The sequence below is a fragment of the Sphingomonas sp. dw_22 genome (genome assembly GCF_018449795.1).
Classification (GTDB): Bacteria; Pseudomonadota; Alphaproteobacteria; order Sphingomonadales; family Sphingomonadaceae; genus Sphingomonas.
The window spans coordinates 40804-52105 of sequence record NZ_JAAVVE010000029.1 but is presented as its reverse complement, the minus strand read 5'-3'; the positions used below and the strand labels follow the sequence as shown (position 1 = coordinate 52105).

At 65.3% G+C, this 11302-nt stretch carries 6 protein-coding genes; all 6 read left to right on the top strand.

Translation table 11 applies throughout. The features are described from left to right. Positions 1-119: 119 nt before the first annotated feature. Positions 120-3071, top strand: coding sequence for an autotransporter outer membrane beta-barrel domain-containing protein (locus HB724_RS13385; RefSeq protein WP_213981441.1), 2952 nt, complete (start codon positions 120-122; stop codon positions 3069-3071). 21 nt (positions 3072-3092) lie between these two features. After that, complete coding sequence (locus tag HB724_RS13380; RefSeq protein WP_213981440.1) at positions 3093-3455, top strand: EF-hand domain-containing protein; 363 nt, start codon at positions 3093-3095, stop codon at positions 3453-3455. A 289-nt stretch (positions 3456-3744) separates the two neighbouring features. After that, positions 3745-4419, top strand: a complete 675-nt coding sequence (locus HB724_RS13375; protein WP_213981439.1) for a sigma-70 family RNA polymerase sigma factor — start codon at positions 3745-3747, stop codon at positions 4417-4419. 9 nt (positions 4420-4428) lie between these two features. Further along, positions 4429-5388 carry a FecR domain-containing protein gene (locus HB724_RS13370; RefSeq protein WP_213981438.1) on the top strand — a complete coding sequence of 320 codons (960 nt, stop codon included), beginning with the start codon at positions 4429-4431 and terminating at the stop codon, positions 5386-5388. 79 nt (positions 5389-5467) lie between these two features. Next, on the top strand, positions 5468-8494 hold the full coding sequence (locus tag HB724_RS13365; protein WP_213981437.1) for a TonB-dependent receptor: 3027 nt from the start codon (positions 5468-5470) through the stop codon (positions 8492-8494). A 143-nt stretch (positions 8495-8637) separates the two neighbouring features. Then, on the top strand, positions 8638-11295 hold the full coding sequence (locus tag HB724_RS13360; RefSeq protein WP_213981436.1) for a TonB-dependent receptor: 2658 nt from the start codon (positions 8638-8640) through the stop codon (positions 11293-11295). Positions 11296-11302 lie beyond the last annotated feature (7 nt).

The following is an 11302-nucleotide window of genomic DNA, read 5'->3' as shown; positions in this document are numbered from 1 at the left end:
TCCCCCTGGCCGGCGCGGGCCCCCGCGCGCCGGGGGGGGGCCCGCGCACTGTCCCCCGGGGGGGGCCTCTCGTCCCCCCGGGCCTAGCGCTGGACTTCGGCCTGGGCCGCCCGAACGTCGTGGGCGCGAGCGACCGGATCCAGGTCAATGGCGATCTCACGCTCGACGGCACGCTCAACGTGACCGATCTGGGCGGCTTCGGCGTCGGGGTCTATCGCCTGATCGACTATACCGGCACGCTGACCGACAACGGCCTGGCCATTGGCACGCTGCCGGAGAGCGCCAACGCCCAGCATATCCAGCTCCAGACCTCGGTCGGCGCGCAGGTCAATCTGGTCTATGACAATCTCGTGCCGGAAATTCAGTTCTGGGACGGCGGCAACACCATCGCCAACGGTGCGATCGAGGGCGGCTCGGGCACCTGGACCACCGGCAGCACCAACTGGACCGGCGCGGACGGCACCGTCAACGATAGCTGGGGCGGCCGCTTCGCCGTGTTCCAGGGAACCGCCGGCACCGTCACCGTCGACGGCGCGATCGACTTCACCGGCATGCAGTTCATGACCGATGGCTATGTGATCGCCGCCGGCACGGGCACGCTGAGCGCGGTCGATGCGCAGACCAACATCCGGGTCGATCCCGGCGTCACCGCGACGATCGGCGCGGCCATCGGCGGGCCGGGCGGGCTCGACAAGCTCGACACCGGCACGCTGATCCTGACCGGCGCGAACAGCTATGCCGGCACCACCACCGTCGCGGGCGGCACCTTGCGGGCCGGCGCGACGGGCGCGCTCCCGACCGGAACCGCAGTGGCGATCGCCGCGGGCGCGACACTCGACCTCGCGGCATCGCAGACCATTGCCAGCCTCGCCGGGGACGGCAGCGTCACCCTTACGGGCGGCGACCTCACCACCGGCGGCGGCAATGGCGACACACGCTTCGCCGGCGTCATCAGCGGCAGCGGCGGCCTTACCAAGACCGGCACCGGCATCTTCACGCTGGCCGGGGCGAACAGCTACACGGGCGCCACCGGCATCATCGCCGGAACGGTGCGCCTCGACGGCGGCACGATCGGCACCGGCGCGCTGACGGTCGCAAATGGCGCGACTTTCGACCTGAACGGCGGCGCCGCGACGGTGGGAACGCTGGACGGCGCGGGCAGCATCCTGCTCGGCAGCGGCACGCTGACGGCGGGCGGCACCGCCGACAGCAGCTTCGCCGGCGCCATCAGCGGCACCGGCAGCTTCGCCAAAGCGGGCACCAGCACGCTGACGCTGAGCGGCGCCAACACCCATTCGGGCGGCACGACCGTCTCGGGCGGCGTGCTGGCGGCAGGCGCGGCGAATGTGCTCGGCAGCGGCAGGCTTAGCGTCGCCGCGCCGGGCAGCGTTACGCTAAACAATTTCGCGCAGACGGTCGGCGGTCTCTCCGGCGACGGGGCGATCAATCTCGGCAGCGCGATCCTCACCGTGAACGAATCGGACGCGACCAGCTATGCCGGCGTCCTCTCCGGCACCGGCAGGCTCGTCAAGCAGGGCGGCGGCACGCTGACCCTGGGCGGGGCCAACACCTATACCGGCTCGACCACCATCACCGAGGGCATGCTGGTGGTGAACGGCTCGCTGGCGGGCTCGGTCTCGATCGGCGCCAACGGGCGGCTCGGCGGATCGGGCAGGATCGGATCGCTGAACGTCACCGGCACGGTGGCGCCCGGCAACTCCATCGGCACGCTCAACGTGGCCGGCAGCCTGACCCTGGGGAGCGGATCGACCTATCAGGTCGAGGTCTCATCCAACGGCACGTCCGACCTTATCGCCGCGACCGGCGCCGTCACCCTCCAGGGCGGCACCGTCTCGGTATTGGGCGGCGGGCAGACGAACTTCCTGCCGCTCACGACCTATACGATACTCACCGGCTCCTCGGTGACGGGCACCTTCGGCAGCGTGACCACCGATCTCGCCTTTCTTGCCCCGACTCTGGCCTACAGCGCCAGCAGCGTGCAGTTGCGCCTGCTCCGCAACGACGTCAGCCTGGATGCGGTCGCCCAGACCGGCAACCAGCGCGCCGTGGCGGCGGCGGTCGGGGCGCGGAGCTCGGGCGCGGTGTTCGACGCGGTCGTCGGCCTCAACGCCACCGACGCACGCGACGCGTTCGACCAGCTTTCGGGCGAAGTCCTTGTAGCCGGTTCGGCGGTGGCCGGGCGCGACGGCCATGATGCGGCGCGCGAGCTGATCGACCGCGTGGACGGCCCGCGGGGCCAGCGGCGAGCCGTCTGGCTGGCGGGCGATATCGGCCGGATCACGGTCGCCGCCGATGACGGCTATGCCCGGATCAAGTCCGATCGCCGGATCCTGGAGGGCGGCATCGAGTTCACCGGCGACCATCTGCGCGGCGGCGTTGCCTATCGCCATGCCAAGAACGACATCAGCCTCACGGCGCGCGCGAGCGATGCGGACCTGGTGACCAACTCGGCCTATGCCTATCTCGGCTATACCGCGGGCGGCTTCCGCCTCGCGGGCGGACTGGGCTATGCCGCGCATACCCTGTCGACCGACCGGCAGGTCGCTATCGGCAGCCTCTCCAATCGGTTGACCTCGGACGGCGACGGCCATTCCTATGTCGCGTTCGGCGAGCTCGCCTATCTCGCCCCGCTCGGCAATACGGTGCGCGTCGGGCCTTATCTCGGCGCGAGCGTCTCCTCGGTCACGTTCGACCGGGTGCAGGAATCGGGCGGCCCGGCCGCCCTTGTCGCCGGCAGGGACCAGGCGACCACCACGCTCGCCAGCTACGGCGCGCGCGGCACCGGCACCTTCGGCGGCGTCACGCTGTCGGCCGATATCGGCGCGCGCTCCTATCTCGACGATGCGGAGGGCCGGCGCACGTTCGGCTTCGTGGACGCGGACAATGTGTTCGAGGCCGGCGCGGCGCAGTTCGGCTCGACCACCCTCACCGGCCGGATCGACGCCTCGGTGATTTCCGGACGCCTGTTGTTCGGTCTGGGCCTGCGCGGCGAGACGGGCAGCGGCGCGTCGAGCTACGGCGTGCGGGCGAGCGCCGGCTTCCGTTTCTGAAAACCAAAGGAGAGTTGAGACATGAAGATCATCCAGTACAGCCTCGCTGCCGCAGCCCTGCTCGCTTCGAGCAACGCGCTCGCCCAGAAGGCGGGCCAGACGCGGGATCAGGCCCAGGCCGCCTCGGCCAAGAAGTTCAGGAATCTCGATGCCGACGGCAACGGCAAGGGAAGCCCGGCCGAACTGGCCGCGTTCATGACCAAGGCGGCGGAGAAGCGCGGCGAGACGATGGACCAGGCCAGGATCGACCGCCGCTTCAAGCGGCTCGACACCGATGGCGACGGCGCCGTCAGCGCCGCGGAATTGCTGGTCGAGGATCTCGCCAAGTTCGACAAGGCCGACGTCAACCACAACGGCGTGATCGACGCATCCGAAGCCCAATAGCCCCTGCCCTCGCACCGCTGCGGCTGGCTGCAGCGGTGCTCTTCGATGGAGACCGATAGCCTCGGCTCCGATGCAGGAGGAGACCGGTCATGATGTCGCCTTACTGGAGCGAGCCTGTCTCCGAAGCGACCTTTTTTGACGGCAACCCAGGTTGAGTACTCCTGAAGAGTGGAATCTGAACGGTTGAGGTCGTTCAGAACGCAAGTGGCATGGCTTTGGTTTCCGATCGTGGCACCTCCGCAAACGCAACCATCCTCTGGCGATCCCGCGGCACCTCCTGCCCATGCCAATGGATCCGGCCTTCTTCCTCGTCTCCCAGCGCTGTAATGCAATTGTCATCGAGTCCGTCTTTAGGAACGGACATCTCGCTTTCCTCGAATCGGTGAGCAACCTCCCACCGGAGAGCGAATGGGCGCATCGAATGGACAATGAGCGTGACAGCATCGCCGCATGGGTGGCCCGCGAGATCCTTCCCCACGAAGGCGCGGTACGCCGCTGGGCGACGCGGCGCTGGGGTTCGCTGATCGACGTCGATGATGTGATCCAGGAAGTCTATTGCCGCATCGCCGGGCTGGACTCCGTCACCCATATCGAAAACGGCCGCGCCTATGTCTTCAGGACCGTCCAGGCGGTGGTAATGGACAGTTTTCGCCGCGCCAAGGTCGCGAACACCAAGCCGATGACGGAAATCGACTGGTTCGACGTCGAAGATGATAGTCCGTTGGCGGACAGGAGAGTGGAAGCGATCCAGGAACTCGGCCGGGTGAACAATTTGCTGTCAGGATTGTCATTGACCGCCCGGCGCGTGATCGAATTGCGGCGCATTCACGGCCTTTCCCAGAAGGAAACGGCCCAACAGCTTGGGGTCAGTGAAAGTGTCGTGGAAAATCATGTCGTTCGCGGGATACGGCGCATATTGAAGACAATGGCCGATCAAGACGCTGGCGCCGAGGATTCGAGGTAGAAATAGTTGATGAGTCTCGATTCCACCGATGATCTCGAAGAACAGGCGGCCCGTTGGGCCGCACGTTCGGCCCATGGCGAGATGACAGTCGAGCGCAATGCCGAGCTTGAGGCCTGGCTGGCTGCCGACCGGCACCGCCGGGGCGCCTATCTGCGCGCGCGCGCCGGTCTCCACGCGCTGGAAGAAGCGGTGATCGAGCAGCACGCGCTGCACGCGCCCGTCAACGACAATCCTCCCGCGCCCTCAGGCTGGAATGCCAGGAAGGCAACGCGCTGGCTCCCGCGCCTTGCGATCGGCGGCGCGGCGATCGCGGCCTGCATGACCGGGCTGTGGGTGGTCGGCGTGCCGGTCCTTCCCGGCTCCGGCCCCGCCGGCGCACCTGCGCGCCACGAGATGGCCCTTGCGGACGGATCGGTGGTCACGCTCGGCGCCGGGAGCAGGGTCTCGGTCGCCATGGAAGCGGGCGTGCGCCGGATCACCCTGGAGAATGGCGAGGCCACCTTCCACGTCGCGAAGGATCGGGCGCGCCCCTTCATCGTGCGCTCAGGCGATGTCTATGCCCAGGCGACCGGCACGATCTACACGGTGCGCCGGCTGGGTGCTGTCGGAGGCGCGGTCAGCGTGGCCGAAGGCAGCGTGCTGGTCTGGGCGCGCGACGCCCAGGATCGGGCGGTCCTGCTCCATGCGGGCGGCAGCCTGTCGCTCGATCCCGGCGCCCGCGAACCGGCGGACGCCGCCCTGCCCCGCCCCGCGCATTTCTCCTTCGACAATATGTCGATCGCATCGGCGGCGGCGCGCTTCAATCAGGTCAACCGGACGAAGATCGTGCTCGGCGATCCGGCGCTGGGGAACACGCCGATCGTCGGCCGGTTCAAGACCGACGATCCGGAGCAATTCGCCCGCGCGGCCGCGGCGGTCACCGGCGCCCGCGTCACCCATCGCCAGGGCGATATTGTCATAGAGAAGTAGCACGGCTGCCCTAGTGGCATATCGCGCGATGCTTTCCTCCTTTCGACGGTTGGCCTCTGTCGCTGCGGCGGTTTCGACGATGCCGCTCCTCCCTGCGATGGCGCAGGAGCGGACCCGCGCCTTCGACGTGCCTGCCCAGCCGGCATCGAGCGGTATCCGGATGCTGGCCGAGCAGGCCGATATCCAGATCATCGTGGCCGGCAGCGCAGTCCAGGGACGCACCACCAATGCGGTCCGCGGCAGGCTCGACACCCGCGCCGCGCTCGATCGGCTGCTCCTGGGGAGCGGCCTGTTCGTCCGCTCGCTGGCGGGCGGGGTCGCGATACTCGATGCGGATGCCGCGCACGAAGCGGTGGAAGCCCGGCAGCCGATCGTGGTCACCGGCCGGCGCATCGCCCAGCCGGAACCGGCGTCCATCACGCCCAGCCGCACGACCTCGATGGAAGAGGCCGAGCGCCTGGGGCGAGTCACGGTCTATGACGCGCTGATGCGGGAGCCGGCGATCTCGGCGGGGATCGGGCTTTCCAGCGCCTTCGGTCAAAACTGGGATGCGGGCGTCGCCTCGGTTTCATTGCGCAACCTCGGCACCAACCGAAGCCTCACGCTGATCGACGGAAGGCGCCGCGTCTCGGGATCCGCCCGCTCCTCCGCCGTCGATATCAACATGATCCCGGCGGCGATGGTCGAGCGCGTCGAGATCGTCACCGGTGGCGCGGCGCCGATCTACGGCGCCGATGCGGTGACCGGCGCGATCAACATCATCACCAAACGCCATGTCGATGGGGTCGTCGGTTCGGCCACCAGCGGGATTTCCCAGCGCGGCGACGCCGATATCCAATCGATTTCGCTCGCGGCGGGCAGCGGGTTCGCCGGCGGGCGCGGCTCTCTGGCCATCGGCGGAACCTATTCGAAGATCGCGCCCCTGGTCTTCACCCAGCGCTACCGGACCTATGTCAACAGCATGGCCAATCCGGACAATGGCGGCGCCAATGACGGCATCCCGGATCGCGTGACCGTCCCCGATTTCAGGCAGATCTATTATGCCTATGAACCGAGCTTCTATTTCAACGGGAATTCCTACCTCGTCGAGAACGGCGCTCCGCGCATCGCCGGCTATGACAAGACCCTGTTCCCGGGAGAGTTCAGCTATGGCGACGGCGGCGACGGCAGGAACCTGCGCGACCAGGACCAGCTCAGGGGCGGCCTGGAGGCGTTCGCGCTGATCGCACGCGCCGACTACGCATTCTCGGATGCAATCGAATATGGCGCGAACCTCGATTATGGGCGGACCCGGTATGACGGGATCGCGGGCATCCCGCTCCATCGCGACGACAGCCGGCCGAACTGGTTCGACGGGGCCGGCGGCTCCGTCGCCTATCTGGACAATCCGTTCCTGCCCCCGGCCGTCCGGCAGTTCATGCGCGACAACGGACTGGCGAAGCTCGACATCGAGCGGACCTATGGCAACTTCCCGATCATGCGGGAGCTCCATGACCGCAAGAGCTTCACCCTGGGGCAAAGCCTGGGCGGCACGCTGGCCGGCGGGCTGAAATGGACGGCCTTCCATCAATATGGCCGCGCGACCGACGATGTCCGCACCACCAACATTCCCTATACATCGCACTGGGTTGCAGCGCGCGACGTGATCGCCGATCCGGTCACCGGCCAGCCAGTCTGCCGCGATCCCGCCGCGCGGGCGGCGGGCTGCGTTCCGCTCGACATATTCAGCCAGGAGCCGGCTTCGGAAGCCCTGAAAGCCTATGTCCTCGGCACGCGGCGGGAAAAGCGGACCAACACCCAGAGCGTCTTCGGAGCCGATATCACCGGCAAGGTATTTTCCCTGCCCCATGGCGATGCCGTGCTCACCCTGGGGATCGAGCATCGCAGGGAAACGCTGCGGACCCGCGACGACCCGCTTGCCAGGACCGAGCTGACCTTCGGCATCGCCGGATATGCGGTGCATCCCGATCTGGACGTGTCGTCCCAGGTGTCCGAAGCCTATGGCAAGCTGGTCCTTCCCCTGCTCGAGGATATTCCCTTCGCCCGCCACCTCGAAATCGAGGGCGCCTATCGCTATTCGGACTACAGCACGACCGGCGGCACCCATAGCTGGGAGGTCGGCGGCACCTGGTCGCCGGCCGACGGTATCCGCTTTCGCGCGACACGCTCGCGCACCGTCCGCACCCCGAATTTCGGCGAGCTCTACGAGGGGGTGATCGTCAGCGAGGTCGGCTCGATCAACGACCCTTGCGAGGCCGGCGACTATTATCAGAATGCGGCACGCTCGGCGAACTGCCGCGCGCTCGGCATCGTCACGCCGCTGGGCGACTTCAAGATGGGGCCGTTCATCACGACCGAAGGCAATCCCGACCTGAAGCCCGAGACGTCGGACAGCCTGACCCTGGGCATGGTCCTGCAGCCCCGGCTCCTGCCGGGCTTCAAGGCGACGGCCGACTATTGGGACATCGATATCAAGGACGCGATCATCCAGTATAGCGACACGACGATGATGAACCTCTGCGTCGATCTGCCCACGATCGACAACATATTCTGCCGGTCCATCGATCGCGATCCCGCCGACGGGCACGTCACCGCCATCCGCACCCGGCAGATCAACGCATCGAGGATGCGCGCGCGCGGCCTGGACTTCAGCGCCGCCTATGGCGCCCGGCTGGGAAGCGGCAATCTCCGCTTCAGCTTCAACGGAACCTATCTTCTGGAGCAACGCACCGAGACGACGCCGGGAGTCCCCGCGGGCAACATCAAATATGAAGGCGACTGGCAGCATCCCCGCTTTCGGGGAACGCTGCTGACCAGCTATGAGATCGGCGATTTCAACGTCAATCTCGATACCCGCTTCATCAGCGCCGGCCGTCTGGACGTGAACGCGAAATCTCCCGAGGCATATGACGACAACCATATCCCTCCGGTCGTTTACAACGATCTGTCCATCTATCTCAGCGTAAACAAGGAATTCGGGATCAGCTTCGGCGTGAACAACATCCTCGATACTCTGCCCCCATATGCCTATACCGTATATAAAAATGGCACGATATATGACAATATAGGCAGATTTTTTTACACGAAAATCAAGATGAATTTATAAGTCATGCCGATATATTTCAAATCTATTCTATGAAATAGAAATGAAATAAAATTGTCCTCGCAAATTAATATATTGCGTCGCGAAGGAAACCCTCCCGCATCGCGTCATGAAGCCGACAATCATCCAAACGGGGGCTTCTTCCGATGCGTTCTCCATATCTCCACGCCGCGGCTTCGGCCGCGGCCATTGCTACTGCGTTCCTGGTGCCTGTCGCCGCTCAGGCCCAGGTCTCCAACTCCGACAATCCCGTGCAGGAGGGCGATGCCCCCGGCGACCAGCAGGCCAGCGACATCGTCGTCACCGGCAGCACGCTGCGCAGCCAGGAAGCGGTCAGCAATCGCCGCGCCTCGCTGGGCGTGGTGGACACGCTGACGCAGGACGATACCGGCGACCTTGCCGACGAGACGCTGGCCGACGCGCTGATCCGCGTGCCGGGCGTCAGCTCGATGCAGACGCTCTATGGCGAGCAGGAAGCGGCCTATGTCTCGGTGCGCGGCATCTCGCCCGATCTCAACTTCACCTCGTTCGACGGCATGGCGATGTTCTCCAGCGCGAACGACGGCGACGGCATCCGCCGCGTCGACCTCAACCTGATCCCCACGCAGATCTCGCGCACCACCCAGGTCTACAAGACCTTCACCGCCGATCTGGATGCCGGCGCCATCGGCGGCGTCACCAACATCCAGCCGCGCAGCGCGCTCCACGGCAAGGACACCTTCTTCATCGACGCGCTCGCCAGCCTTCAGACGGGCAAGGGCAAATATGTCCCCGGCATCAACAGCCTGGGTCATTACAAGGACACGCCCTTTGGCGGCGGCGTGAAGGGACTATGGGCGCACAAGTTCGGCGCGAACGACCAGTTCGGCATCGTCCTCAGCGGCGTATACCGCCAGAAGGACTATGATTATACCAAGCGCAATCCCAACGGCCGCGTCTTCTATACGGACACCGGCGCGACGGCGAAGTCGGACCTGTCCAACTGGGACGGCAAGCAGCCCTTCCCCACCCTGATCCGCCCGATGGACTATACCCATTACACCCAGACCTTCGGCGGATCGGCCCAGTTCGAATATCGCCCGGCGAACGACCTGGAATTCTCGCTGCTCGGCTACAACTACAAGCAGATCGAGGATCAGACGCTCAACCAATTCTATGTCGAGAATTTCACCAATCTGGTCCGCACCGGCCCGCAGACCGCGACGTTCAAGATCGGCCGCACCCGGCCCAGCTATGATTACGACCGGTTCCAGAACGAGACCCGCGGCGCCATTCTCAAGTCGGTCAAGAGCTTCGGGGACGATTCCTCGCTGGAAGTGCGCACCGGCTATAACGAGAACAAGTTCTACAACAAAGATCTCGGGCTGATCTACGCCTATAGCCCGAAGAACGCCTATATCGACTTCGATATGAGCGGCCGGTCCAATCAGATCACGCTCGACAACAACGACGATCTCGCCAACATCGCCAATTACAACATGTCGGCCGCATCGGACCTGTTCGTCCACGCGAAGATGACCTCGTTCGAGAACAAGATCGACTTCAAGAAGAACTACTCGCACGACGCCACGGGCTTCGGCTTCGCGGTGGGCCTGGACGCGCGGCGCGTGACCGCCACGCGCGATTCCGCGACGACGACCTATACCTCGAACGCCAGCCCGCTGGGCTCGTTCGGAATCCATCCGGACATCAGCGCGTTCCTCTACCATTATCCGGTCATCTGGATCGACTATGCGGCCTTTGCCGATCAGGTGAAGCCGAACCTGGCGATCAACCAGAACTCCACCAGCAACGCGCAATATTCGGACGATTATTCCTACCGCGAACGCGTCTTCGCCGGCTATGCCTCGGTCACCTACGGGACGGAAAACACCCATGTCATCGCCGGCGTTCGCTACGACGATGTGAATTTCGACGCCGACTCCCCGCTCGCCGTGGCCAGCCGCTATGACGGCACTTTCCAGCGCTACGATGGCGGATACCGTCATTTCCTCCCGTCGGCGCTGGTCACCCACAATGTGACGCAGAACTTCCGGTTGAAGGGCGCCTATAGCCGCTCGCTCGGCCGCCCCGCCTTCGGCGACATCGCCCGGGCGGAATCGCGCAACAACCAGAACCTCACCATCTCGCGCGGCAACCCCGAGCTTCAGCCCCGCGTCTCCGACAATTTCGACGTGGCGGCCGAATATTATTTCGGCGGCAGCGGACTGATTTCGCTCAGCGGCTTTTACAAGAACATCAAGGACGACATCTACACGATGTCGGAAGAGCAGGATATCGACGGGGTCACCTACACCGTATCCACGCCGATGAACGCCTCCTCGTCCAAGATGCGCGGCCTCGAGTTCCAGGTGGTCAGCGATCGGATTCCGGGCCTCGGCTCCTTCGGAGACAAGCTGGGCGTCTCGGTGAACGCCACCCGCATGTGGGCGGACATGGATTATGTGAATGGCGGCAAGTTCGTCCATCTGGACGCGCTGCAATATCAGGCCGACTGGCTGGTGAACGGCTCGCTATTCTATCGCCTGCCGGGCAATGGCGAGTTCCGGGTCGCGTACAACTGGAAGAGCCGCAGCCCGATCTCGCTCGGCGCCAATCCGCTGACGACCTATTGGCTGGAAGCGCGGGGGCAGCTCGACGCCGCGCTGCGCTTCTCGCTGACGGACAAGTTCATCCTCAAGCTCCAGGCGAACGACATCCTCCAGGAGCCCGTGGCGCAGGGGTATCTCGATCCCTTTTCGATGCGCCGCTACGAGATGACCAGGAACCGGTCCTTCTCGGTGGATCTCATCTTCAAGATGTAGGCGGCTG